The organism is Actibacterium ureilyticum, assembly GCF_002285435.1.
Lineage (GTDB): Bacteria > Pseudomonadota > Alphaproteobacteria > Rhodobacterales > Rhodobacteraceae > Actibacterium_C > Actibacterium_C ureilyticum.
The window spans coordinates 270442-296011 of the sequence record NZ_NSBT01000018.1 but is presented as its reverse complement, the minus strand read 5'-3'; the positions used below and the strand labels follow the sequence as shown (position 1 = coordinate 296011).

Here is a 25570-nt window from a genome sequence, read left to right as displayed (position 1 = left end):
ATGGGGGCAGCAGACAATGGCATCGGTGTCGATCGTCATCCCGATGAAAAACGAATCCGAGAATGTCGATTCATTGATTGCGGACATTGCCCGGGCCTGTGCCGATCTGGATGCGTTCGAGATCATCGTGGTCGATGACGGCTCGACCGATGACACGGCGGACCGGGTGCGGGCGATGGCGGCGAACCTGCCGCAGCTGCGCCTGGTGCAGCACGCACAATCCGGCGGGCAAAGCGCAGGCGTTCACAGCGGCGTTCTGGCCGCGACCGCGCCGATCATCTGCACGCTGGACGGCGACGGGCAGAACCCGCCATCGGAATTGCCCAAGCTTTTCACCCCGCTTTTGCATGACACGACCGGGCGTTTGGGCTTGGTCGCCGGGCAGCGGGTGAACCGGCAGGATACCGCGTCGAAACGCTGGGCATCGAAATTCGCCAACACGCTGCGGGCCTGGATCCTGCATGACGGGACGCGCGACACCGGGTGCGGGCTGAAGGGATTTCGGCGCGACGCGTTCCTGCGCCTGCCCTATTTCGATCACATGCACCGCTATCTGCCCGCGCTGTTCAAGCGCGACGGGTGGGAGATCGCGCTGGTCGATGTCGCGCATCGCGAACGTCAGGGCGGGCGGTCGAACTACAACAACTTTCAGCGGGCGCTGGTCGGTGTTTCGGACCTGATCGGCGTGGCCTGGCTGATCCGCCGCCGCAAGAAGGCACAGCCGCTGGACAATGGGGGCGGTCATGGCTGAAACGCTGTTCGCCTGGCTGCATGTTCAGGGCTGGGGCGAGTTCTGGTGGGTCGTCGTCGGACTGGGCGGGCAATTGCTGTTCACCGCGCGGTTTCTGGTCCAGTGGATCGCGTCGGAACGCGCGGGACGATCAATCATCCCGATGGCGTTCTGGTATTTCTCGATCGGCGGCGGGATCATCCTGTTGGCCTATGCGATCTATCGCAAGGACCCGGTGTTCATCCTGGGCCAGCTGACCGGCGTCTTCATCTATCTGCGAAACCTGTGGCTGATCCGTGGTGAAAAGCGCAACGCCTGAGCGACAGGGCTGGTTCGGCCCGGCCATCGGGCTGGTGGCGGCGCTGACGCTGTGGCGTGTCGGTCTGTTGTGGTTCAACCGCATGGACCTGTTCGTGGACGAGGCGCAGTATTGGCTCTGGGGGCAGGAGCTCGCCTTTGGCTATTACTCGAAACCGCCGCTGATCGGTTGGGTGATCCGGGCGGTAACCGATCTGGCAGGCAGCGACGCACCATTCTGGGTCCGCCTGCCCGCGCCGATCCTGCATGCGGTCACGGCGCTGATCCTGGGCTGGTGCGCGGCGCGGCTGTTCGATGCGCGCGCGGGTCTGATCGTGGCGGTGGGCTATGCCACGTTGCCGCTGGTGGCGGTGGGATCGATCCTGATCTCGACCGATACGGTGATGTTTCCCGCGATGGCGCTCAGCCTTGCGCTCTATCTGCGGCTGCGAGACGGGGCGGGCAGCGGGATTGCCGCGCTGTGCGGCGTGGCGCTGGGGGTGGCGTTCCTAGCGAAATATGCCGCGATCTATTACCTGATCTGCGCCGCGATTGCGGCACTGTTCCTGCCCAAATCGCGTTTATCGGCCAAAGTCGCGCTGACCGTCCTGGGCGCGTTTTCGCTGACCATCCTGCCCAATATCCTGTGGAACGTGGTGAACGGGTTTTCAACCGTGCAGCACACGCTGGACAATGCCGATTGGGTGCGGGATCCGGGCACACGGGCGGGTCTGAACCTGGGCGGATTGGGCAGTTTCCTGGGCGCGCAATTCGCGGTGTTTGGGCCGATCTGCTTCGGCGGGCTTCTGTGGCTGATCCTGCGGCTTGGGCAGACGGGCGAACGACAGCGGCTGCTGCTGTGCTTTTCGGTGCCGATCCTGCTGGTCGTGTCAGTGCAGGCGCTGTTGTCGGGGGCCTATGCCAATTGGGCGGCCAGTGCCTATCTGGCGGCCAGCGTCGTGGTGCTGCCATGGCTGCGGTCGCTGTGGCGCTGGCTGTCTTTTGGCATCAACGGGGCGGTGGCACTGGCGCTGCCCGTTGCCGGCGTGTTCGCCCCGGACCTGACCCTGGGGCGTGATCAGCCGGTGCTGGTGCGCTATCTGGGCCGCGCCGCGCTGAGCCAGTCGATCATCGACGCCGCACAGACAGCGGGCACACCAGTCGTGGTGTCCACCAATCGCGATCTGCTGGCGGATCTGTTCTATACCGGCCGCGACAGCGGGTTGCAGTTCTTTGCCCTGGCGCCCGCGGGCCGTGCGCCAAATCACTATGCGCTGAAATATCCTTGGCCCGGGACGGATGCCGCGCCGGTTCTGTTTATCACCCGCCGCAATACGGTCGCCGCTTGCGCGGGCGCGGCCACGAAAATCGGCACTGTTTCACCTGAAAACGGTGCTTATCGCGGCAACAGCTTCCATTTGTTCACCGTGCCGGGCGATTGCTGGGGGGCGCGCTAGGGCGCCTCGCCCGCCAGCAGAGTCGTGTTGCCGCCCGACGCCGTGCGGTCGATGCACAGGTGGCGTTCGTGCACCACATGGGCGCGATCCGGCAGCGCGGTGATCAGCGGAATGATCGGCCCCTCGCGCCGCGCCAATGCCTGGGCGAAAGGCCGCGCGTCATCGCCCCAGTAAAGCACCGCTGACAAGCCCGTCAGATCGGTCAACCGGTCGGGCGCCACGGCGCCATTGCTGGCCACGGCCACGCCGCCCAACCCCTCGACCGCCGCGATCTGCTGGCGCGTCGCCTCGGCCCCCGGTCCCAGGCACAGGACCGGTCCGCGCGGCGACAGCGACAAGGTATTGGATTCCCCCGTTGGCCCCGGAAACAGGGACTGTTCCAGCACAAAATGGTTTGATTGAGCTTGTGTCAGCCGCGATTGCAGCGTGTCCGCATCCGCCGCCCCGTCGGCACCCGCCCCGGGAACACCGGGTTCGGCGCGCGCAAAACGCGGCAGGTAAAGCGGCCCGCCCGCCTTTGGTCCTGTGCCGGACAGCCCCTCGCCCCCAAAGGGCTGGCTGCCGACCACCGCGCCGATCTGGTTGCGGTTGACATAGATGTTGCCCGCCTGAACGCTCTCGGCGATCTGGGCCACACGGTCGTCAATGCGGGTGTGCAGCCCGAAGGTCAGCCCATAGCCCGTGGCGTTGATATCAGCGATGACCCGCGACAGATCCCGCGCGCGATAGGTCGCCACATGCAGGACGGGGCCAAACACCTCGCGCTTCAGATCGGCGATGCCGTCGACCCGGATCAGCGCGGGCGTGACGAAGGTGCCGGTTTCCGGCGCGGTCAACGTATGCAGCAGCCGCCCATCGGCGCGCGCCCGGTCGATATGACCCACGATATCGTCACGCGCCGCCGCGTCGATCACCGGCCCGACATCCGTGGTCAGGTGCCAGGGATCGCCCAGGTGCAGCTCGTCCATCACGCCCTTGATCATGCCGATCATGTGCGGCGCAACGTCCTCTTGGACATACAGGCACCGCAGCGCCGAACAACGCTGCCCCGCCGACCGAAAGGCCGAGACACAGATGTCCCGCACAGCCTGTTCCGGCAGGGCGGTGGAATCGACGATCATCGCGTTCAGCCCGCCGGTTTCCGCGATCAGCGGCGCGCCGGGGTCCATGTGATCGGCCATCGCCGCCCGGATGCGCAGCGCCGTCGCGGTCGAGCCGGTGAAAACCACCCCGTCGATGCGCGGATCGGATGTCAGCGCCGCCCCCACAACCGGCCCGTCCCCGGGCAGAAGCTGTATCGCGTGTTGCGGGACACCGGCCTGCAACAGCAGCCGCACCGCCATGGCCGCGACCAGCGGGGTCTGTTCGGCCGGTTTGGCCAGAACCGCGTTGCCCGCCGCCAGCGCCGCCGCGATCTGTCCGGTGAAGATCGCCAACGGAAAGTTCCAGGGCGAAATCGCCGTGATCGTGCCGCGCGGCTGCGGGTCGTGCTCCTCGGCCTGCTGGGCATAGTAGCGCAGGAAATCTACCGCCTCGCGCAGCTCGCCCACCGCGTCGGGCAGGGTCTTGCCCGCCTCTTGCGCCAGAACGGCGAAGAATGCGGCGGCGTTCTCTTCGTAAAGATCCGCCGCCCGGCGCAGGGTTTCGGCGCGTGTTGTGACCGGATCGGCCCAGGGCTGCGCATCGGCGATGGCCTGCAAAACAGTCTCTGTTTCAGCCCAAAACGCCGTCGCGACCGGCGCGCCGGTCGCGGGGTTGCGGATCACGCATGGCGCACCGGTTGCGGCGGTGACGGTCAGCGGCGCGGCATCGGGAATGGTGATCGCCGCCCGGTCCGCCGTAAGCCCGCTCAAGGTCTGATCGTCAGTCAGGTCCCAGCCGGTGGAGTTCCGGCGCGCATCGCCGAACAGGTCCGACGGGGCCAGCAATCCGGCGGGTGGCTGCGCCCCGGCCAAAGCATCAAACGGATCGGCGGCGATGTCCTGCGGCGACACGTCCTCGTCCACGATCTGATGCACGAAGGAGGAGTTCGCGCCGTTCTCCAACAGCCGCCGCACCAGATAGGCCAACAGGTCGCGATGCGCGCCCACCGGGGCATAGATCCGGCATCGCCCGCCGGTTTCGCGCAAGACGATGTCGTGCAACCGTTCGCCCATCCCATGCAGGCGCTGAAATTCGAACGCCTGATCGTCGGCCAGTTCCAGGATCGCTGCGACGGTATGGGCGTTGTGGGTGGCAAATTGCGGATAGATCCTGTCGGCATAGTCCAGCAGCTTGCGCGCATTGGCGATATAGCTGACATCGGTCGCGGTCTTGTTGGTGAACAGGGTGAAATCGGGCAGCCCTTCGACCTGGGCATGTTTCATCTCGGTGTCCCAATAGGCGCCCTTGACCAGCCGCACCATGATCCGCCGATCCAGCCGTTTTGCGGTGGAATAGAGCCAATCGATGACCATTCCGGCCCGCTTGCCATAGGCCTGGACCACCACGCCGAACCCGTCCCATCCGGCCAATTCGGGGTCGGCCAGAACGGCCTCGATCACCTTCAGCGACAGCACCAAGCGGTCCTGTTCCTCGGCGTCGATGTTCAGCCCCATGCCCCCCGCGCGGGCCTGTCGCGCCAGATCGCGCACCACGGGGACCAGTTCGGCCAGCACGCGGGCCTCTTGCGCGACCTCGTAGCGGGGGTGCAGCGCGGACAGCTTGATCGAGATACCGGGGTTGTCGCGCACCTGTTCGGCGGTGCAGCGCCCGGCAATCGCCGCAATCGCATCGGCATAGGCGCGGGCATAGCGCGCGGCATCGGTGGCGGTGATCGCGGCCTCGCCCAGCATGTCATAGCTATAGGTGAAACCCTGCGCCTCTTGCACCTCGGCGCGTTTCAGGGCCGCGCCGATGGTTTCGCCCAGCACGAACTGGCGGCCCATCTCCTTCATCGCGCGGCTGACGGCGGTGCGGATCACAGGCTCGCCCAGCCGCTTGATCGCCCCACGCAGCACCCCGCCCAGCCCGGGGTGGTCATCGTCCAGCACCCGGCCCGTCAGCATCAGTGTCCAGGTCGAGGCATTGACCAGCGGCGAGGCGGCGGCGCGCAGATGGCGGCTCCAGTCCGAGGGGACGATCTTGTCCTCGATCAGCGCGTCGATCGTGTCGGCGTCCGGAACCCGCAGCATCGCCTCGGCCAGGCACATCAGCGCGACGCCTTCTTGCGTCGACAGCCCGTATTCGGCCAGGAAATGCTCCATCAGGGTCGGCTTGGATTCCGCACGGATGCGCCGCACCAATGTCTCGGCCCGGCCAGAGATCCGCGCGCGTGTCTCGGGCGACAGGGCGGCGTCGCGGATCAGCTGATCCAGCACCTGCTGTTGCGGGACGTATTTGGCGTCGAAACGAAAGCTGTCTGGGATCGCGGTGGGCATGAGACTCTCCTGTATTGGCGAATCCTAGCGCGAATACGAAAGCCTTTTTGCCCAAAGATATGATCTGTGATAGGCATATCCGCCAAAATGGACGCGACTTTCAGGTATGCTAGAGGATATCGACCAGATCGACAGGAAAATCATCCACGAGCTTCAGCGCGATGCGCGGCTGCCCGTGACAGAACTGGCCCAGCGCGTGGGCCTTTCGAAAACTCCCGTTGCGGCGCGCATCCGGCGGTTGGAGGCCACGGGTCTGATCGCGGGATACCGCGCGCTTCTGTCCCCGATCAAGATGGGCCTGACCCATGTGACATTTGTACAGATCAGCCTGTCGGACACCCGCGAAACCGCGCTGAAACGGTTCAACGCGGCGGTGCGCGACATCCCAGAGATCGACGAATGCTATATGATCGCGGGCGGGTTCGATTACCTGGTCAAGATCCGGACGCGCGACATGGCCGAATTCCGGCGGGTGATGAGCGAAAAGGTCTCGGCCCTGCCGTTTCTGCATTCCACGTCCAGCTTCGTGTCGATGGAGGCGGTGATCGAACCCGACGTGATCACGATCTGAACTTGCGCAGTTGTTTTTCCAGCCGCAGCACGCCCAGCTCGACCCGGTCCGGCGACAGGCCGGAAAACCCCATCACCGCAGCGGCCGGACGTTCCCTGGCGGGGCCCGATGCCTCGAACCCGCCCAGCGGGGTCAGGCCCAGTCCCGCCGCCCGCGCCATGTGGCAGAACAGCTGTTCCTGGCTGGCGGGGATCCGGTCGAACCACACCACCATGTGCAGACCCGCATCCGGCGCGGTGACCCGCACGCCATCGATCCCGTCCAGCGCCGCGATCATCGCGGTGCGCGTCTGCGCCAACCTGCGGCGCAGACGGCGCAGGTGCCGTTCGACCGCGCCGCTGTCCAACAGATCCGCCAGGGCGTGGTGATCGCTGATGCTGCCCGGGGCGCCAAGCAGATCACGCGCGGCGCAAAACGGCTCGATCAACCCGCGCGGCACCACGACGAAGCACAGATCGGTCAGGCCTGACAGGACCTGCCCGAACTGCCCCAGAAACAGGCTGCGCGCCTGCGGGGCCACCGGACAAAGCGGCGCGGCGGTCTGGCCATCAAAGCGGAACAGCCCGTCGCCCTCGTCATCCAGAACATAGGCGCCGGTCTGTTCGGCCCAGCGCGTCAATGCGCTGCGGCGAGCCGCCAGCAGCGTACCGCCCAGCGGGTGGTGATGCATCGATGCAATCATGGCCAGCCGCGCCGACAGACCGGCCAGGCCGTCCGTCTGCATTCCGCTGTCATCGGCGGGCAAGGGGTGGATGCGCGCGCCATGGGCCGTCAGCAACCGGCGCAGGCTGGCACGCCCCGGATCGGCAACCACCACCCCGTCGCCAGGCGTCAGCAACAGGCGCAGGCACAGATCGCGCGCCTGTGCCGCGCCATTCAGGACGATGATCTGCGCCGTGTCGATGTCGATACCGTGACCGCGCCGCAGATACCCTTGGATCGCCTGCGCCAGCATCGGATCGTCCCCCGGCGCGGCACGCCATGCCCCGCTTTGCGCCCGGCGCCATTCGGCGGCCGGAAAGCCATCGGCGGGGTGCAGGCCGGGGTGAAAGTCGATCTCGGGCGGTGTCTGGTGGCGCTGCTCCCGGCCGGCCGTGGCCAGGTTCATACCGAATTCCGACAGGTGCGGCGCGGTTTCGGTTGGCACGGCGTCGGGCGGCGGGTCGATGGGTGGGTCGTGGCGCACCCGGACCGGGGCGCCGGGCCGGCTGTCGATCCAGCCCCCGGCCCGCAGCCGTTTCAGCGCCGCGATCACGGTCGTGCGCGACACGCCCAGATCGGCGGCCAAAGCGCGGGTCGATGGCAGCCTGTCACCAGGCCGCAACTGGCCCGAGGTGATCTGTTGCCGGATCATTTGGGTGACCCGCTCCGCGCCCTGCGGACGGGGGGTATTTTCAGGATTACGCGCCAAGTGGACCGCCAGAATTATCGGTTTTCAGGCAATATACTGGTCCGGTTTCGCGCCACCCACAACCGCAAAGATCGCGGCGCGGTCAGCCCGTCAGCTCGTGCGCCCAAGGCGGGTTGGCCCCGGCGCGCGAGACGGTGACGGCGGCAACACGCGCCCCATGTTCCAGCGCCTTGCGCGCGATATCAGGGTCCAGCCCGGCCAGGGCGGTTCTGGTCAGAACACCGTCTTTGGACAGGCTGGCCAGCACACCGGCGTTGAACGTGTCGCCCGCGCCGACCGTGTCGATGACATCGGCCTTTTGCGCGGGAACAGTGATGGTTTCACCACCCGAAAGACAGGCCACAGCCCCCGCACCCCCGCGTGTCACGATCACCAAAGCGGCGCCCAGCGCCTGTAGCGCGCGGACCTGATCCTGGAACCCGCCTTGATCGGGAAACAGCCAATCCAGATCTTCGTCCGAGACCTTGACGATATCGGCACGCCGCAGGATCGCGGTCATCCGGGCGCTGAACCGGTCTGCATCGCGGATGAACCCGGGGCGGATATTGGGGTCGACCATCACCGCACGCGCATCCCCCGCGCTGGCACAAAGCGCGGCATAGGTATCGGCGCAGGGCTCGCAGGCCAGGCTGATCCCCCCGAAGTAAAGCGCGCCGACATCCCCGGACAGGGTCGGCAGATCATCGGGGGTGATCATCCGCCCGGCGGTATTCTCGTCATAGAATTCGTATTCCGCGTGCCCATCGGTCAGCCGCACGAAGGCCAGCGTCGTGGGACGGTCGGACCGGATCAGATGCGCCATGTCCACGCCGCTGTCGCGCAGGCCGTCGGCCAATTGCTGACCGAACAGATCGGTCGACATCCCCGTCAGCATGCCGGTCGGCACGCCCAGCCGCCCCAGCGCAATGGCGGTGTTATAGACCGCCCCGCCATTATGCGGAACGAACCCGTCAGGGCCGCTGACGGTCGCCGATGGGATCATGTCGATCAGCGCTTCCCCACAGCACAGGATCATCGCGATCTCCTTTCGGCGACTGGAAACTGATGCGAAGTTTTCGCGTCGATACCGCCGCGCCCGGATCGGGTCAAGCGGCGTGTTAACGCTATCATCCCTGTTTTACAGGGGCGCCCGCCCCGCAGCATCCGCAGGGGGGCGGCGAAAATAGCGACGATTTTACTGGTTAAAGCCCTGTTCAGACTCGCCCGGCTATCACGGTTGCGGGTGAATACGAGGTGGTGAAGATGAGCGCAGGCCAAAACGCGCCAGTCATCATCAAGCGCAAGAAAGTCGTCGGCGGTGACGGGCATCACGGGGGGGCCTGGAAGGTCGCCTATGCCGATTTCGTCACGGCGATGATGGCTTTCTTCATGCTGATGTGGCTGCTGAACGCGACGACGGAAAAACAACGCAAGGGGATCGCGGATTATTTCAATCCCACGATCCCGGTGAATCGCATTTCGGGCGGCGGCGACGGATCGTTCGGCGGCGAAAGCGTGTTCTCGGAACAGGTCCTGGCGCATACCGGCACCGGGGCGTCCAGCCTGCATTCCACGCCGCAACGTCAGGCCCAGGGCCTGTCGGCGCCGGGCAGCATGCAGACCGACGCCGCCGCGGCCGAGCAGGACGCCGCGCTGGCCAAGCTCGAAGAGATGATGTCCGCCCGTTCCGGCGAAAGCATGGTCAGCCCCCGCGCGCTGCGGCATATCCTGACCCGTGTCACGGACGAGGGGCTGATCGTGGAACTGTTCGATCTGGACGGCCACCCGCTGTTCGACCCTGCGACCGGCGCGCCGACCCCGATCATGGTCGAGCTGTCGCGGATGATCGCGACCGTCTTCGCGCTGGTACAGAACCCGGTGGCAATCGGGGGGCACAGCCGCGCCTTTCCGCTGGTGCTGGCCCAGCGCCCGGAATGGGACAGATCGACAGAGCAGGCGCATCGCACACGGGGCCTGATCGAAACCGCCGGGCTTGCGCCCGAGCGGATCGTGCGCGTCACGGGGTTTGCCGACCGCATGCTTGTGGCGCGCGACCCGATGGCTGTGCGCAACAACCGGATCGAACTGACCCTGCTGCGGCGCGACGTGAACTAAATAGATCGGATTTTAGCCGTTAGCGGGCTGTTAAGCGCGCCGCTGTAACGCTTGGCCCAGCAGGAGCCGAAGCAGCAGAAAGGCGCAGTTGATGACCATTTCCTCCTCGTTGAATGCCGGTGTCGCCGGGTTGAACGTAAACGCAACGAAACTGGCAACGATCTCGGACAACATCGCGAATTCGGGGACCTACGGCTATAAAAAGGCGCAGGCGGATTTCGAGTCGATGGTGATCAACGGCACCACGGGCTATACCGCTGGCGGCGTGCGCGCCACGACCACGCGGCTGATCGACCAGAGCGGGCCGATCCTGTCGACCGGCAACGCCACGGACCTGGCCGTCAACGGGCGCGGCATGCTGCCGGTCACCGAAGCCTCGGCCATCGATCAGACCAGCGGCGCACTGCCGATGCGGATGGTCACCACCGGCGCCTTCCGCCCGGATGACGAGGGGTATCTGACCACCGAAACCGGCATGGTCCTGATGGGGTGGCCGATCGCCGCCGATGGCACGCTGCCCAGCTATCCGCGGGATTCCTTCGATGCGCTGGAACCGGTGCAGATCAACCGCAACCAGTTCGCGGGCCAGCCCACCACCGAAATGTCGCTGAGCGTGAACCTGCCCGCGACCGAGACCGAGGCCGGCGCCACGGGCGATCCGGTCAGCATCTCGGCCGAATATTTCGGCAATCTGGGCACGTCGGAATCGCTGAACATCAGCTTTACCCCCGTCGTCCCGGCGACCGGCGCGTCCAACCAGTGGACAATGACGGTGACCGACTCGGCCTCGGGCGGGGCGACGGTGGGGGAATATACCCTGACCTTCGACACCAGCCGCGCCGATGGCGGCACGTTGGCCTCCGTGGCTGTGGTGTCGGGCGGGGCCTATGACGCGGCCACGGGCGAGATCGCCCTGACCGTCGCGGGCGGACCGATGAGCCTGAATATCGGCCAACCCGGTCAGCCCACCGGCATGACCCAGCTTTCGGATGTCTTCGCCCCCAATGCGATCAGCAAGAACGGCCTGCCGGTCGGCAGCATGACCGGGGTCGAAATCGACGAGCGCGGCGTGGTGCATGCGGTCTATGATTCCGGGCTGACCCGCGCGATTTTCCAGGTGCCGCTGGTCGATGTGCCCAATCCCAACGGGCTGCAGGTTCTGAACGGGCAATCCTATCAGGTCACGCCGGAAAGCGGCGCGTTCTTCCTGTGGACCGCCGGTGATGGCCCCACGGGCGAAATCATCGCCTATGCGCGCGAGGAATCGTCGACCGACGTGGCCAGCGAGCTGACGCAGATGATCCAGACCCAGCGCGCCTATTCGTCGAACGCCCGGGTGATCCAGACCGTCGACGAGATGTTGCAGGAAACCACCAACATCATTCGCTGACCCCCATGAGGCCCCCAGGAACGTCATGACATGAGCATCTCTGCCACCCTGTCCAACGCGCTGTCCGGCCTGACCGCCATGCAGCGGTCCGCCGAAACGGTGTCGACCAACATCGCCAATGCAACGACCGAAGGCTATGGCCGGCGCGCCGTCGACCTGTCCAGCGCGGTTCTGGGCGGTGTCCGGATCGACGGCATACGCCGCGAAACCGACGAGGCGCTGATCGGCGACCGGCGGCTCGCCGATGCCGGTGTCGGCTATAGCGCGCAGCAAACCGCGTTCTATCAAAAGCTCGAGGAAACCGTGGGTATCCCGGGCACGGCCGGGGCGCTGGGCACGCAGATCGCGGCGCTGGAAACCGCCCTGGCCCAGGCCGCCAGCACGCCGTCGTCCGATATCCGGCTGGGCGATGTCCTGACGGCATCGCAGGATCTTGCGGGGGCGTTCAACCGGATCTCGGACGGGATTCAGGATCAGCGCATGGCCGCAGAAACACGGATCGAGACCGAGATCGGCAACCTCAACCAGTCGTTGCAGCGTATCGCCGATCTGAACGGGCAGATCCGCACCCAGGTCGCCAGTGGCCGTGATGCCTCGGGGCTGATGGATGCGCGGCAGCAGCAGATCGACCAGATCGCGCAGCTTGTGCCGATCCAGACCCATCAGCGCGACAATGGCCAGGTCGCGATCTTTACCACCACCGGCGCGCAGCTTGTCGATGCGACCGCCGCGACCTTCGGTTTCGCCGGGGCCGGGCTGATCGTGCCGGAAATGACGCTGCAAAGCGGTGCATTGTCGGGGCTGACGCTGAACGGTCAACCCATCGCCACCCAAGGGGCGCACGCCCCCATCGCGGGCGGCGGGCTGCAGGCGCTGTTAGACACCCGCGACAACTGGGCCGTGACGGCACAGGCCGAGCTTGACGCCGTTGCCCGCGATCTGGTCGAGCGGTTTCAGGGCGTCGGCACCGCCCTGGGCAACCCGGGGCTCTTTACCGATAACGGTGCGGTTTTTGCCACCACGGACGAGGTCGGGCTGGCCGCCCGCATCGCCGTCAACCCGGTGGTCGACCCCGATCAGGGCGGCGCGACATGGCGCCTGCGTGACGGTCTGGATGCCGCCGCGCCGGGGCTGACCGGCAACAGCAGCGTTCTGAACGCTTTTGCCCAGGCACTGTCCACGCCCCGCACCCCCGCGTCGGGCCAGTTCAGCGCGCGGGCCTATTCCGCCAGCGATCTGGCTGGCGCGCTGGTCTCCGATATCGGCGCGGCCCGGCAATCGGCCGAGGCCGATCAGAGCTTTGCAACCGCCCGGCACCAGTCGCTTTACACCGCCGAGTTGGGCACCGGTGTGGACACCGACCAGGAACTGCAGCGGCTTCTGCTGATCGAACAAAGCTATGCCGCGAACGCCCGCGTGATCCAGACCGCGGACGAAATGATCGAAACATTGCTGAGGCTATGACCATGACCTGGATTTCCACCGCCACGTTGGCCCGCAGCTTTGTGCTGAGCCAACAGAACAAGGCCCTGTCCGCCCAGATCGGACAATTGTCGCAAGAGCTGGGCACCGGCCAGGTCGCCGATATCGGCCGCAAGACCGGTGGGGATTACGCTCCGCTGGCACAGATCCGGCACGAATTGGGCGTGCTTAACGGGTTCGACACCGCCACACAGGAAGCAACCTTGCGCGCGGGGCTTGTCCAGAACAGCCTGACGCAAATCGGGGATACCGCCGATCAATTGGCGGGCGATCTGCTGATCGCCAGCAATCTGGAAAAGAACGTGCCGATTGAAACCGCCGGGTTGCAGGCCCGCAATACGCTGGAACAGATCGTTTCGGCGCTGAATGTCACCGGCGCCGGGCAAAGCCTGTTCGCGGGGGCCGCGACCGACCAGCCCGCGATTGCATCGGCCGACACCCTGCTGACCGCCCTCAAGGCCGAGGTTGCGGGCCTGACCACCGCCAATGATGTTCTGGATGCGGTCGACGCCTGGTTCGACGTGCCGGGCGGGGGCTATGACACGGTCGGGTATCTGGGCGCGGACACGCCGGTGGGCGCGGTCCGCCTGTCGCAGACACAATCGATGGCGCTGTCGGTCAGCGCAAACGACACCGGCATCCGCGAGGTTCTGAAATCCGTCGCCGCCGCGGCGTTGGCCGAGGATCCGAACCTGATGTCCGGCGACCTGACCGAGCGCAGCGCGCTGATCGCCGCGTCGGCCAACCGGGTCCTGAATGCCACACCACATGTCACGGCCCTGTCGGGCGAGGTCGGCGTCGCACAGAACAAGATCGAGACGATTCAGGCCGAAAACGCCACAAAACGCTATGCGCTGGAACTGGCTCAGAACGATATCACCGGCGCCGATCCCTATGACACCGCGACCAGGCTGCAGGCGGTCGAGACGCAGCTTCAGACGCATTACACGATCACCGCGCGGCTTTCCGCGCTGAGCCTGGTGGATTACCTGCGATGATCAGACCCCTTATCCTGGCAATCGCGGCGCTGATGGGCCTGGCCGCCGCCGCCTGGTCGACACCGATCCGGATTAAGGACCTGGTGGAATTCGACGGGGTGCGCGGCAACGATCTGGTGGGTTACGGGCTGGTCGTCGGGCTGAACGGCACCGGCGACGGCATCCGCAACGCGCCCTTTACCGAAGAGATCCTGTCGAACCTGTTGGAGCGGCTGGGTGTCAATGTCACCGGCGAACAGTTCCGGCCCAAGAATGTGGCGGCTGTCTTCGTCACCGCGACCCTGCCGCCCTTTGCCCGTGCGGGCAGTCAGATCGACGTCACGGTTTCGGCCATCGGCGACGCGAAAAGCCTGTTGGGGGGCACCTTGATCATGACCCCGCTGAATGCCGCGGATGGCGAGATCTATGCCGTCGCGCAGGGCACGATCATCGCGGGCGGCGCCGCCGCCGAAGGCGATGGCGCCAGCGTGATTCAAGGCGTGCCCACCGCCGGGGTCGTGCCCGCGGGCGCGCGGGTGGAGCGTGAGATCGAGTTCGACTTCTCTGCGCTTCAGACCCTGCGCATGGCGCTGCGCAGCCCCGACTTTTCGACCGCGGCCAAGATCGAAACCGCCGTCAACACCTATTTCGGGCGGGCGGTCGCGCGGATGATCGACGCCGGCACGGTCGAGCTGGACATTCGCGCCACTCGCGCGCCGTCGCCCGCCCATGCAGTCGGCCGGCTGGAAAACATCCCCGTCAACCCCGAACGCAAGGCCCGCGTGGTGGTCGACCAGCGCTCGGGCACCATCGTTCTGGGCGAAGACGTGCGGATCTCGCGCGTTGCGGTCTCGCAGGGGAACCTGACACTACGCATTCAGGAGGAGCCGGTGGTGGTGCAGCCCAACCCGTTTTCCGAAGGCGAAACCATCGTGGTGCCGCGCAGCTCTGCCGCGATCGAGGAAGAGCCCGGCACCGGCCTGGCCGAGGTGCCCGCCGGCACGTCCCTGTCCGAGCTGATCGCCGGGTTGAATGCCCTAGGCGTGTCGCCACGCGACATGATCGACATCCTCAAAAGCATCAAGGCCGCCGGCGCGCTGCATGCCGAATTCGTGGTCCGCTAGGCATTCCAACCCCGATTTCGGGGCCTGATCGGCGCCTGACGATCTTGTGATCGCCGGGCGCCGGCTCGAACCCGCGCAGATATTCGGAAATCCGGAATCTGCGATGGTCATTTTCCGCAGAAACCCGCAACATGGGCGCCGAGTATCTTTTCGGGGTGGAACGGTGCCGGGGCGACATATCACACGAATTCTATCTGCGGTCCTGATCTGGGGGGCCGCGGCGACAATCGCCCGCGCCGCCGAGGTCCAGCTCAGGGCACCGGACGCGGATGACGCGCTGCTGCGCCAATTGCGCGCGGCCTCGCTCAGCATCGAGACCGAGGCCGACACATCGGCCGCGCCACAGGATATCCTGGCCGCCGCGCGGGCCGACTATGCGCGACTGATCGGGGTGCTTTATGGCGCGGGCTATTACGGGCCCTCGATCCGGATCAACGTCGATGGGCGCGAGGCGTCCGAGATCTCGCCGCTGAACATCCCCACCCGTATCCGCACCGTGCGCATCCGGGTTGCAACCGGTCCGCGATTCGTGTTCGGCCAGGCCCGGGTCGCCCCAATCCCGCCCCAGGCCGACATTCCCGAAGATTATGCACCGGGACAGATCGCGCGCAGCGAACTGATCCAGGACGCGGCGGCGGCGGCCATCACATCCTGGCGCGATCTGGGGCACGCCAAGGCCGAAATCGGCGCGCAACGCATCACGGCAAACCACGCCAACCGCACCCTGTCATCGGACCTGCGCGTGAACCCCGGTCCGCGCCTGCGGTTCGGGACGCTGCGGTTTCGCGGGGAAACCCGCGTGCGGGAAGAACGGCTGCACGAGATCGCGGGCCTGCCCACCGGCAAGGTCTTTTCGCCCGACGAGCTGGACGATGCGGCCGAACGGCTGCGGCGCACGGGCGTTTTCCGCTCTGTCGCGCTAACCGAAGATGCCGGGATCGGCGCGGGAAACGCCCAGGATATCACCGCCGAGATCGTCGATCAGAAACGCCGCCGGATGGGGTTCGGCGCCGAAATCTCGTCGTTGGAGGGGCTGGGCCTGTCGGCGATGTGGATGCACCGCAACCTGCTGGGCGGGGCCGAGCGGCTGCGGTTCGACGCCGAAATCGGCGGCATCGGCGGCAATAGCGGGGGCGAGGATTACCGCCTGTCGGCCCGGTTCGATCGTCCCGCCACATTCCAGCGCGATACCGATTTCTTCGCCCTGGCCGAGCTGGCCGAGGAAGACGAGCCCGATTATTTCGAGCGCCGCGCACAGGTCGGCTTTGGCTTCAGCCGGATCTTTTCCGACACCCGCAGCGGCGAGATGGCAGTGATCTATCGCTATTCCGAGGTCGAGGACGACCTGGGCAGCCGCAACTTTTCGCACCTGACCTTCCCCGTCGGCTATACGATCGACCGCCGCGATTCGGCGCTGGACACGGTCCGTGGCGAATACCTGTCGGCCGAGGTGATGCCGTTCCTGGCCGTCGGCGACAGCGAATCGGGCGGGCGGCTCACGCTGGATGGCCGCGCCTATAGACCGCTGGGCGAACGGCTGGTGCTGGCCGGGCGGTTCCAGATCGGCAGCGTGATCGGCCCCGACGCACGGGATGTGCCGCCCAACCTGCTGTTCTTTTCCGGCGGGGGCGACACCGTGCGCGGGCAGCCGTATCAATCGCTGGCCGTCGAACGCGCCAATGGCGACCGGCTGGGCGGGCGGTCTTTCATCGGGCTTTCCGCCGAAATGCGCGCAGATCTGCGGGGCAATTTCGGCATCGTGGGCTTCGTGGATGCCGGGTTCATCGGGGCGGACAGCGTTCCGGGCCAGGACGGCGCCTGGCACAGCGGCGCCGGGATCGGGCTGCGCTATAAAACCGCGATCGGCCCGGTCCGGTTCGATCTGGCCGCACCGATTTCGGGCGACACCGGGGACGGGCCGCAAATCTATATCGGCATAGGGCAGGCATTCTGATGCGATATCTTCTGATCCTGCTGCTGTGGCTGACCCCGCTTTCCCTTGCCGCGCAAGAGGATGATAGCGACCGGGGCCTGCTGGAGGCGTTCATCGAAGACAACCTGTCGTCGGCCGATGCGCAGGTCGACATCACCGGATTTCGCGGCGCCCTGTCGTCCCGCGCCGAGCTGGACCGACTGACCATTGCCGACAAGGATGGCGTTTGGCTGACGCTGGAAGGGGTGGTTCTGTCCTGGTCGCGCACGGCGCTGTTGTCGGGCCGGTTGCAGGTGGAACGCCTGAGCGCGCAGGTCATCGACATCGCCCGGAAACCAAACAGCACCGCCACCCCCGCCCAGGCCGAGGCGCACCCCTTTGCCCTGCCCGAACTGCCGGTATCGGTCGAAATCGGCGCGGTCGAGGCTGAAACAGTGACCATCGGCGCCGATATCCTGGGACAGGACGCGGCGTTTTCGGTCGAGGGCAGCCTGTCGCTGGCCGATGGCGATGGCGACGCGGCATTGGTGATCGAACGCTTGGACGCCGAAGGCCAATTCGCCCTGGATGCCGCGTTCAGCAACAGCAGCCGCGTGCTGAACATCGACCTGGCGCTGAGCGAGGGGCCCGAAGGCATCGTGTCGCGCCTGTTGTCGCTGCCGGGGGCACCTGCGCTGGACCTGACAGTTGCGGGCACCGGGCCGCTGTCGGATTTCGCTGCCGATCTGGTGATCGCGACCGACGGGACGGACCGCCTGACCGGCCGGGTCGTACTGGGCACGGATGCCGAGGGCGCGGCAACCTTTGCCGCCGATCTGTCGGGCGACATGGCGGCGCTGGTTGCGCCGGAATTGCGCCCCTTCTTCGGACCGCGGATCGCCTTTCTGACCGAAGGCCGGCGAATGCCGGACAACCGGCTATACCTGGACCGCCTGTCGCTGTCGGCCGCAGCGGTGGCGCTGAGCGGCTCGATGCAGCTGGACGCCAACGGCATGCCCCGCCGCTTCGATCTGGATGGCGAGATCGCCGATGAAGGCGCGGCGGTGGTGCTGCCCGTCGCGGGGGGCAAGACGACCGTGACGCGCGCCCACATCACCGCCAGCTATGACGCGGATACGGGCAATGAATGGAGCGCGCAGATCGGGCTGGACGACCTTGTGCAACCCGATCTTCAGCTGAAACAGGCTCTTATTTCCGGAACGGGCACCATCGATCACGGCACTTCGCCGCAGATCGCTGCGCGGCTTGCGATGTCGCTGAGCGGGCTGGTGCACAGCGACCCGGCGCTCGCCGCCGCGCTTGGCTCTGGGATGCGCGGCGCGGCGGCGGTGAACTGGCAGGACGGCGCCCCGATCACCGTGACCGATCTGGCCCTGCGGCAGGACGATCTGGAGCTGACCGGCCGGGCAGAGCTGTCGACGCATCGCGCCGGGCTGCCCTATGCGGCGGATCTCAGCCTGTCGGCGCAGGATCTGTCGCGCTTCGCGCCGATTGCGGACATGCCGCTGGACGGTGCGGCCCGGCTGCGGATCCGTGGCACGGGCGCGGCGCTGGGTGGCGCGCTTGATATCACGATGGACGGTGACACGCGGGATCTGCGCGTGGGCCAGCCACAGGCCGACCCGCTGCTGGCCGGTGAAGGAAGGCTGCATCTGCGCGTCGTTCGGGGGATCTTTGGGCTGGTGGTGCCCGAGCTTCGGATCGAAACCGATCACGCCCGGATCGACGCCACCGGGTCGCTGAACGGGGCGGTCGGCGGCGCCGTGCTGTCGGCGCAGGTGAACGACCTGTCGCGGGTCGACCGGCACCTGCAGGGGCCCGCCACGATTGGCACCACCGCCACCTGGCAATCCGAAACCCGCGCGGTGCTGCACCGGTTGCAGATCGACGCCAGCGGCACACGGCTGAGCGGCACCGCCACGCTGGACCTGAGCGCCCCCGCGCGTCCCGCCACCGCCGATCTGGACCTGCAGGCCGACGATCTGTCGGTCTGGCAGGGCCTGGCCGGGCGTCCGCTGGGCGGTTCGCTGGACATCACGGCAAGCGGCGGCGCGCAGCTGGGCGGCGAAAACGACGTGAAACTCGATCTGACGGGAAGTAGCCAGAACCTGCGTGTCGGGAACGGCTACGCCGATGCCATTCTGGCCGGGCGGTCGGAATTTCAGGCTCTGATCCAGCGGAAATCGGGTCAAATCGCGGTCGAGGCGCTGAACTTGCGCAACCCGCAGATCACCATCGAAACACAGGCGCCCAGCGCGGATCGCGTCGATTTCGACATTGCGCTGGCGAATATGGCGCTGCTGGTGCCCGAACTGCCGGGGCGGCTGACGGCCTCTGGCACGGCCGAGCGGCGCGGCGATGCCTGGCGCCTGGACAGCACGCTGACCGGGCCCGCCAACACCACCGCCCGGATCAGCGGCGATGTGGCCGGGGACGGATCGCGCGTCGATCTAAGCGCCAATGGCTCTGCACCGCTGAACCTGGCCAACCCGTTCATCACCCCGCAATCGGTTCAGGGCGATGCGGATTTCAACTTGGCCCTGAACGGTGCGCCGGGGATCGAGGCATTGTCCGGGCGCGTCACCCTGCGCGACGGGCGCCTGACGCTGCCCGGCCAGCCCATCGGCCTGACCGCGATCAACGGCCAGATCGACCTGCAGAACGCGCAGGCCCGGATCGATACCACCGCACAGGCCAGCGGCGGCGGCGATCTGCGGCTGCGCGGGACGGTTGGGTTGCAGCCGGGCTATGCCGCGGCGTTACAGCTTGCGCTGGACGATATTGTGGTCAGCGACGGCACGCTTTTCGAGACCGAGGTCGATGGCGAGCTTGACGTGAACGGGCCCTTGCAGGGCGGCGGGCGGATAAGCGGACGGCTGTCGCTGGACACGACCGAAATTCAGGTGCCGTCGGGCGGCTTCGGCGGCACCGGCTACGTGCCCGAGATCACCCATCTGAACGCCCCCGCGGCGGTGGAACGGACCCGCCAGCAGGCCGGGCTGGTCGAAACCGCCAGCGAAGACACCACCGGCCCCGCGCGGCCCTTCGCGCTGGACCTGCGGATCGACGCGCCCAACCGCATCTTCGTGCGCGGGCGCGGGCTGGATGCCGAGCTGGGCGGTTCCCTGCGTCTGGGCGGTACGACCGATGACGTGCGCCCGGCGGGGCGGTTCGAACTGATCCGCGGCCGGCTAGAGATCCTGGGACAACGGCTGAACCTGACCGAGGGCGCGATCTGGATGCAGGGCAGCCTGGACCCGTATCTGCGTCTGGTCGCCAGTTCGACCGATGACGATGTCGTGCTGCAGATCGTGATCGAGGGCCTGGCCTCGAACCCCGAGATTCAGTTTCAATCCATGCCCGAATTGCCCGAGGACGAGGTTCTGGCGCGGCTTCTGTTCGGACGCGGCACCGGCTCTTTGTCACCGCTTCAGGCCGCGCGCCTGGCATCGGCCGCCGCCACGCTGGCGGGCAGGGGGTCGGGCGGCGTGACGGACCGGCTGCGGCAAAGCCTGGACCTGGACGATCTGGATGTCGAAACCGATCAGGACGGCGCGGCGCAGTTGCGGGCGGGCAAGTACCTGTCGGAAAACGCTTATACGGATGTGACCGTCAACAGCCAGGGCGAGAGCGAGATCAACCTGAACCTGGATGTGTCGCGCAACGTGACGGTCAAGGGTCGGTTGGGCGCGGATGGGGACAGCGGGATCGGAATCTTTTTCGAACGCGATTACTGACGGGCGTCTAATGTTCGGCCTGCATCGCCCGCGCGATGGAAAACACGCCCAGCCCCAGGCCGGACAGCGTGCCAAAACCGACATAGACGACCACCGATCCCAAGATCGTCGCCCCCAGCAATTTGGCGATGACAGCCGCGCCAAAGCTGAGGAAAAAGCTGATGATCAACAGGCCAACGATCATTTTCACCGCACCCCAAAGCGATCGCCACTATGGTTAAGTGACTGTTAATAAGCAATATTTTTGACACCTCAATCGTGCTCTCGGGATGTGTCGAAAGTGTGGCAGCCACACTTTTAGGTTTATCAAATCTTAATCGAATCCCGCGAACCTGCAAGGCGGTGCGGTCGCTTCGGGCGGCCCGGGCACCGATGGGACCGGGATGCAGGATGGTGAACAGATACGGCTGTTGATGCTGGGCGCTTCGGGGCGGTTGGGCCGGTTGCTGTCCGCCGCCTGGCCCGATGGGCCGGTCCGGCTGTTGCGTCAGGGGCGCAGCGCTGCGACGGGTCCGGGCTGGATATCCTGCGATCCGCTGGCCGATCCCGACGGGCTGCGGCGGGCAATGGGCCGGGCGGATGTCGTCCTGAACCTGGCCGGTCCGGTCCCGCGCGGCGGGCAGGTCGATCTGCACCTGCACAGCCGCCTGGCGCTGGCGGTGTTGCGGGCCGCGCGGCAAGCCGGTGTCCGGCAGGTGTTTCTGGCCTCCTCCGCCGCGATTTATGGCGCGCGTCCCGGCATCTGCATGGAAACCGATCCGCCCGCGCCGGTTGGCCCCTATGGCCACGCCAAGCACCGGATGGAGGATCGGGTGCGCGCCCAGCTTGCCACGACGCCCGGTGCGCCGCCGACCACGATCCTGCGGATCGGGAATGTGGCGGGTGCCGATCAGCTGCTTGGCCGGGTGGGGGCCGTTCCCCTTACGCTCGACCGGTTCGCCAATGGTCAGACGCCTCGGCGCAGCTATATCGGCCCGCGCAGCCTGGCCCGGGTTTTGGCGGAATTGGTCACTGTTTCGCTGGAAAGGGCGCTGCCTTCGGTGCTGAATGTCGCGGCCCCCGGATCGGTGTCGATGGCCGCGCTTTTGCGCGCCGCCGGGCAGGCCTGGTCCCCCGCCCCCGCCAGCGGCGCGGCGATCGCGCAGGTGACGCTCGACACCCGGCTGTTGCGCCAGCATGTCGATTTCACCCCCGCCGAATCGACCGCCGCCGGCATAGTGGCGCAATGGCGCGCGACCTGTGCCGCGGCATGAGGGGGCGGGTTATCGATATCGCGTTGGCCGCGCTTCTGGCGATCCTTCTGCTGCCGGTACTGGCGGTGCTGCTGGCGATCCTGTGGGCGGTTCAGGGGCGGCCGCTGTTTCACATGGCCGAACGGATGCGGACCCCCACCCACGCCTTTCCCCTGATCAAGCTGCGCACGATGCATGTGTCGGCCACGGATCACGGCGTTTCGGGCGGTGACAAGCACGCGCGCATCACGCCAATCGGGCGGTGGCTGCGGCGGTATCGGCTGGATGAGATCCCGCAGCTTTGGAACATCCTGCGGGGCGATATGGGGTTTGTCGGGCCGCGCCCGCCCTTGCGGGATTATGTCGACCGCTTCCCCGCGCTGTATGGACGGGTGCTGCGGACGCGGCCCGGCCTGACCGGCCTGGCCACGCTGGTCTTTCACCGGCACGAGGGGCGCCTGCTCGCGGCCTGCATGACGGCCGAGGAGACAGACGCGGTCTATTGCCGCGTCTGCATTCCGCGCAAGGCGCGGCTGGACCTGATCCACGCCCGGCACCGGTCGCCGGGGTTCGATCTGTGGATCCTTTGGCGCACGGTTCAGGCGGTGCTGGGCCGCAAACGGATCAGGCCTGCGCGCGTTCCAGCGCCGAAACACGGCGGCGCAGGGACTGAACCTCGGCGATCAGCAATGGCACCAGCGCGCTGTGATCCACCGACCACGCCCGTTGCAGATCGGGCCCCGCATCCCCCGGCGTGACGGCCTGGGGCAGCACGTCGAACAGGTCCTGCGCGATCACGCCGAACTCGGTATGGCCACCCGTCACCCAGTCATAGGACACGACCTGAATCGCATCGACGGCGTTGCCCGGATCCTGCGCGGGGCGGATCGCGGTTTTCAGCCGCCGGTCCGACGGTGTCAGATGGGCGTCGGCCAGCACATTGCCCGCGACCTCCAGCCGCTCTGCCGGGGCGGTCACGCCGATACCGGCCAGCCCAGCGGTGGTCAGGGTCACGGCATCGACCCAGACCGCACCATCGGCGCTGGTCTTGATGCTGAAATCATCGGTCCCGGCCAGCCCCATCTCGGCCCGGCCCGAGAAGCCGCTTTGATACAGCAGGCTGGCGGTGTCACCCGCGGTGTTCTTGTTGATCTTCAGCTGATGCCCCGCGCCTTCATGGTTCAGAAGGCTGGCGGGGGCCGACACGCTAAGCCGGTTTGTGCTGTCGGCGGTCGCATTCACGCCCACCAGCGACAAGCCGTTGCTGGCCACGGGCAGGGCGATCCAGTCGGTGCCGTCGAAGACCGCCAACAGCCCCTCGTCCGCCACCCAGGCCTGCCAGCCGGGATTGGGCACGTGAAACTGCCAGACCCCGTCCAGCCGCACGGCGACCTGGCCATCGTGGCCCGACCACGCGCCGGTGCCGCCGCTGGCCACCACATAGCGCGCGCCGTCGGCGGGGCTGGTCACCGGGTCCGCGATCGAGCGGCTGGACACCGCCAGTTGCACCAGCACATCCAGCGTTTCGACCGCCTGGTTATGCGTCACGTGTTTTTGCGCCTGCGCCGATTGGATATAGGGCAGGGACAGGATCGTCGATGTATCAGGCATGGTCGCCCCCTTTGCGTTGCAAATGACCGGGGCATCATTGATTAAAATGGCTCAATAAAACCTGACAGCAGCGCGCGCTGCATCGCCGTCGGGCGCATGGATCAGGTGACCTGTTGCGCCATGGCGGTGCGGTAACCTTCGACGCTGTGGGACAACAGCGCCCGGATCGCGTCGGCATCGCCCCCCTCGACCGCCAGGCGCAGGTCCCGGATCATCGCCGCGATCTGGATCTGGGACAGGCCGCGTTCCTGCGCGCACAGGATCTTGGGGTGGGGGGTCGTGGTCATGCCGTCGCCAATCAACAGCTCTTCGTGCAGCTTTTCGCCCGGGCGCAGACCGACGAACGCGATCTCGATATCGCCATCGGGATTGGCGGCGTCCCGCACGGACTGACCCGATGCCTCGATCATCTGGCGCGCCATGTCGCGGATCGGGATCGGCGCGCCCATGTCCAGGACAAAGACCTCGCCCGCGCGGGCAAAGCTTCCGGCCAGCAGGACCAGGTGCACCGCCTCTTGCACGGTCATGAAATAGCGCGACACCGCCGCATCGGTGACGGTCACGGGCCCGCCGCGCGCGATCTGTTCCTGAAACAGCGGCACAACCGACCCGGACGAGCCCAGCACGTTGCCGAATCGTACCATCGCGAACCGGGTGGTGGTGGACCGGCTGGCCAGATCCTGAACGATCATCTCGGCCAGTCTTTTGGTGGCCCCCATCACGTTCGACGGGCGCACGGCCTTGTCCGACGACACCAGGATGAACCGACGCACCCCGGCGCGCAGCGCCTCTTGCGCCAAGGTGTGGGTGCCCAACACGTTGTTGCCGACGCCCGATACCGGGTTCTGTTCGACCAGCGGCACGTGTTTATAGGCCGCGGCGTGCAGGATCACATCGACCCGATGCGTGGCCAGCAGATGCCGCACCTGCCGCGCATCGGTGACCGAGCCCAGCACCGGGATGACCTCGGTCCTTTGGGGGGCGCCCAGCGACGAAAGCTCCATCCCGATGGTATAGAGCGCGAATTCATTCAGCTCAAACAGGATCAGCCGCGCCGGACCGCAGGCCAGAACCTGGCGGCACAGCTCGGACCCGATGGAGCCGCCAGCGCCGGTGATCAGTACTGTCTTGCCGGCATAGCTGTCACCGCCGATGGCGATGTCCCGATCCAGCTGCGCCCGTCCCAGCAGGTGATCGGGTTGCAGCGGCGTCAGCTTGTCAACCAGCGGCGCATCGCCCACCACATGCGCGAAAGACGGCAGCGTCTGAACTTCGACCCCCAGATGGCGCAGTCGCCGCGCAATCTGTGCCTGTTTCAGCGGATTCAGGGACGGAATCGCCAGGATCGCGCGCTGAACCCCCTTGTCCGCGACCAGCCGGGGCAGGTCGCGCGGCGCATGTACGCGGGCACCGGCGACACGCATCCCCTGAAGCGACGGGCTGTCATCGACAAAGGCCACAACCTCGCACCGTTTGCTGGTGCGCAGCGCGGTGGCGATCTGCCGCCCCGAGACACCGGCGCCGTAAATCACGACTGGCTTGCGGTCACCCGCGCGGTGATGCAGCCACAACAGCAGCCGCAGCATGACCAGACGGCTGCCCGCCGACAGCAGGAAATAGGTCATCGCGAAAATAACCTGCCCGCGCAGCGTGATCGGCTGCGCCGCGATCTGGCACAGCCCCGCCAGCGCCAGCGCCAGGCAGACGGCGAAAACCGCCGTGCGCAGCACCGCGTCGCCCTGATAATCGTTCAGCCGGATACGCGGAATGCCAAGCACCAGCGCGATCACCGCCGCCGTACTGATCAGAAACGGGATATACAGCCAGAATTCCGGCATCACGGCAAATCGGACCGCGCCATTGCCGCTTATGGCGGCAGAGGTGATCACCGCGACCGGCACCAGAAGCAGGTCCGTGGCCAGGAACGCGGCCTGTTTCTGTCTGCGGCTCAGTGATTTCAGGATGCGCAGCATTATTCCATCGCGGCTTGCAACAAGCGGTCCGGCCCCGACCGGGCAGACCCGTCCCCATCAGGGTTAATGGCTGTTGTTTAACATTCCCCCAACGCCGCTCCGTGACTGGCACCAGAAGCAACGGATGATTGA

Annotated in this window: 18 protein-coding genes and 1 pseudogene; 13 read left to right on the top strand and 6 right to left on the bottom strand. The window is 66.6% G+C overall.

The window, feature by feature from the left end:
• Positions 1–16: 16 nt before the first annotated feature.
• Genes CLM60_RS04305 through CLM60_RS04295 form a run of 3 tightly spaced genes read left to right on the top strand, consistent with a single transcriptional unit; the run spans position 17 to position 2484 of the window.
• A complete protein-coding gene (locus tag CLM60_RS04305; RefSeq protein WP_095587921.1) occupies positions 17–751 on the top strand; it encodes a glycosyltransferase family 2 protein in 735 nt (244 codons plus the stop codon).
• Positions 744–1049 carry a lipid-A-disaccharide synthase N-terminal domain-containing protein gene (locus tag CLM60_RS04300; protein WP_095588025.1) on the top strand — a complete coding sequence of 102 codons (306 nt, stop codon included), beginning with the start codon at positions 744–746 and terminating at the stop codon, positions 1047–1049. The genes CLM60_RS04305 and CLM60_RS04300 overlap by 8 nt, the downstream gene beginning before the upstream one ends.
• Complete coding sequence (locus tag CLM60_RS04295) at positions 1027–2484, top strand: ArnT family glycosyltransferase (protein ID WP_095587920.1); 1458 nt, start codon at positions 1027–1029, stop codon at positions 2482–2484. Before CLM60_RS04300 ends, CLM60_RS04295 begins: the two co-directional genes overlap by 23 nt.
• On the opposite strand, the gene putA is transcribed toward CLM60_RS04295, so the two are convergent.
• Positions 2481–5903 carry a bifunctional proline dehydrogenase/L-glutamate gamma-semialdehyde dehydrogenase PutA gene (putA, locus tag CLM60_RS04290; RefSeq protein WP_095587919.1) on the bottom strand — a complete coding sequence of 1141 codons (3423 nt, stop codon included), beginning with the start codon at positions 5901–5903 and terminating at the stop codon, positions 2481–2483. The genes CLM60_RS04295 and putA overlap by 4 nt on opposite strands.
• Positions 5904–6009: 106 nt before the next feature.
• Between putA and CLM60_RS04285 the strand changes: the two genes are divergently transcribed.
• Positions 6010–6474 carry an Lrp/AsnC family transcriptional regulator gene (locus tag CLM60_RS04285; protein ID WP_095587918.1) on the top strand — a complete coding sequence of 155 codons (465 nt, stop codon included), beginning with the start codon at positions 6010–6012 and terminating at the stop codon, positions 6472–6474.
• Here the strand turns inward: CLM60_RS04285 and CLM60_RS04280 are convergent.
• Together CLM60_RS04280 and CLM60_RS04275 are read right to left on the bottom strand one after the other, a co-directional pair.
• Complete coding sequence (locus CLM60_RS04280; protein ID WP_281256658.1) at positions 6464–7885, bottom strand: aminotransferase-like domain-containing protein; 1422 nt, start codon at positions 7883–7885, stop codon at positions 6464–6466. The two genes, CLM60_RS04285 and CLM60_RS04280, sit on opposite strands and share 11 nt — an antisense overlap.
• Before the next feature lie 82 nt (positions 7886–7967).
• Positions 7968–8900, bottom strand: a complete 933-nt coding sequence (locus CLM60_RS04275; protein ID WP_095587916.1) for a carbohydrate kinase family protein — start codon at positions 8898–8900, stop codon at positions 7968–7970.
• 227 nt (positions 8901–9127) lie between these two features.
• Between CLM60_RS04275 and CLM60_RS04270 the strand changes: the two genes are divergently transcribed.
• From CLM60_RS04270 to CLM60_RS04240, 7 genes are all read left to right on the top strand, one after another.
• Positions 9128–9979: a flagellar motor protein MotB gene (locus CLM60_RS04270; RefSeq protein ID WP_095587915.1), complete on the top strand. Its 852-nt coding sequence runs from the start codon at positions 9128–9130 to the stop codon at positions 9977–9979.
• Positions 9980–10070: 91 nt separating this feature from the next.
• Complete coding sequence (locus CLM60_RS04265; protein ID WP_095587914.1) at positions 10071–11369, top strand: flagellar hook protein FlgE; 1299 nt, start codon at positions 10071–10073, stop codon at positions 11367–11369.
• Between the two features lie 30 nt (positions 11370–11399).
• Positions 11400–12833 carry a flagellar hook-associated protein FlgK gene (gene flgK, locus CLM60_RS04260; protein ID WP_095587913.1) on the top strand — a complete coding sequence of 478 codons (1434 nt, stop codon included), beginning with the start codon at positions 11400–11402 and terminating at the stop codon, positions 12831–12833.
• 2 nt (positions 12834–12835) lie between these two features.
• Positions 12836–13849, top strand: a complete 1014-nt coding sequence (locus CLM60_RS04255) for a flagellin (RefSeq protein WP_176473780.1) — start codon at positions 12836–12838, stop codon at positions 13847–13849.
• Complete coding sequence (locus CLM60_RS04250; protein WP_095587911.1) at positions 13846–14952, top strand: flagellar basal body P-ring protein FlgI; 1107 nt, start codon at positions 13846–13848, stop codon at positions 14950–14952. Before CLM60_RS04255 ends, CLM60_RS04250 begins: the two co-directional genes overlap by 4 nt.
• A gap of 163 nt (positions 14953–15115) precedes the next feature.
• Complete coding sequence (locus tag CLM60_RS04245; RefSeq protein ID WP_245848175.1) at positions 15116–16906, top strand: autotransporter assembly complex protein TamA; 1791 nt, start codon at positions 15116–15118, stop codon at positions 16904–16906.
• Positions 16906–20622: a translocation/assembly module TamB domain-containing protein gene (locus CLM60_RS04240; RefSeq protein ID WP_095587909.1), complete on the top strand. Its 3717-nt coding sequence runs from the start codon at positions 16906–16908 to the stop codon at positions 20620–20622. Before CLM60_RS04245 ends, CLM60_RS04240 begins: the two co-directional genes overlap by 1 nt.
• A 7-nt stretch (positions 20623–20629) precedes the next feature.
• Here the strand turns inward: CLM60_RS04240 and CLM60_RS20620 are convergent, their stop codons facing one another.
• A complete protein-coding gene (locus CLM60_RS20620) occupies positions 20630–20812 on the bottom strand; it encodes a hypothetical protein (RefSeq protein WP_141246456.1) in 183 nt (60 codons plus the stop codon).
• A gap of 193 nt (positions 20813–21005) precedes the next feature.
• Here CLM60_RS20620 and CLM60_RS04235 point away from each other — a divergent pair, with 193 nt between their 5' ends.
• Together CLM60_RS04235 and CLM60_RS04230 are read left to right on the top strand one after the other, a co-directional pair.
• Positions 21006–21875, top strand: coding sequence for an NAD-dependent epimerase/dehydratase family protein (locus CLM60_RS04235; RefSeq protein ID WP_095587908.1), 870 nt, complete (start codon positions 21006–21008; stop codon positions 21873–21875).
• Positions 21872–22612 (top strand): sugar transferase, encoded by a 741-nt coding sequence (locus CLM60_RS04230; RefSeq protein WP_095588024.1) that lies wholly within the window; start codon positions 21872–21874, stop codon positions 22610–22612. Before CLM60_RS04235 ends, CLM60_RS04230 begins: the two co-directional genes overlap by 4 nt.
• Before the next feature lie 55 nt (positions 22613–22667).
• Here CLM60_RS04230 and CLM60_RS21155 read toward each other — a convergent pair.
• Positions 22668–23465: pseudogene (locus tag CLM60_RS21155) on the bottom strand (DUF2793 domain-containing protein); the annotation flags it as partial.
• 101 nt (positions 23466–23566) lie between these two features.
• On the bottom strand, positions 23567–25438 hold the full coding sequence (locus tag CLM60_RS04220) for a polysaccharide biosynthesis protein (protein ID WP_095587907.1): 1872 nt from the start codon (positions 25436–25438) through the stop codon (positions 23567–23569).
• Positions 25439–25570 lie beyond the last annotated feature (132 nt).

Coding starts and splice junctions, on each gene's coding strand:
- CLM60_RS04275 (WP_095587916.1), bottom strand. CDS start 8,900: ATGATCCTGTGCTGTGGGGAAGCGCTGATCGACATGATCCCATCGGCG.
- CLM60_RS04255 (WP_176473780.1), top strand. CDS start 12,836: ATGACCTGGATTTCCACCGCCACGTTGGCCCGCAGCTTTGTGCTGAGC.
- CLM60_RS04285 (WP_095587918.1), top strand. CDS start 6,010: ATGCTAGAGGATATCGACCAGATCGACAGGAAAATCATCCACGAGCTT.
- CLM60_RS04250 (WP_095587911.1), top strand. CDS start 13,846: ATGATCAGACCCCTTATCCTGGCAATCGCGGCGCTGATGGGCCTGGCC.
- flgK (WP_095587913.1), top strand. CDS start 11,400: ATGAGCATCTCTGCCACCCTGTCCAACGCGCTGTCCGGCCTGACCGCC.
- CLM60_RS04230 (WP_095588024.1), top strand. CDS start 21,872: ATGAGGGGGCGGGTTATCGATATCGCGTTGGCCGCGCTTCTGGCGATC.
- CLM60_RS04265 (WP_095587914.1), top strand. CDS start 10,071: ATGACCATTTCCTCCTCGTTGAATGCCGGTGTCGCCGGGTTGAACGTA.
- CLM60_RS04270 (WP_095587915.1), top strand. CDS start 9,128: ATGAGCGCAGGCCAAAACGCGCCAGTCATCATCAAGCGCAAGAAAGTC.
- CLM60_RS04235 (WP_095587908.1), top strand. CDS start 21,006: ATGCAGGATGGTGAACAGATACGGCTGTTGATGCTGGGCGCTTCGGGG.
- putA (WP_095587919.1), bottom strand. CDS start 5,903: ATGCCCACCGCGATCCCAGACAGCTTTCGTTTCGACGCCAAATACGTC.
- CLM60_RS04240 (WP_095587909.1), top strand. CDS start 16,906: ATGCGATATCTTCTGATCCTGCTGCTGTGGCTGACCCCGCTTTCCCTT.
- CLM60_RS04305 (WP_095587921.1), top strand. CDS start 17: ATGGCATCGGTGTCGATCGTCATCCCGATGAAAAACGAATCCGAGAAT.
- CLM60_RS04220 (WP_095587907.1), bottom strand. CDS start 25,438: ATGCTGCGCATCCTGAAATCACTGAGCCGCAGACAGAAACAGGCCGCG.
- CLM60_RS04300 (WP_095588025.1), top strand. CDS start 744: ATGGCTGAAACGCTGTTCGCCTGGCTGCATGTTCAGGGCTGGGGCGAG.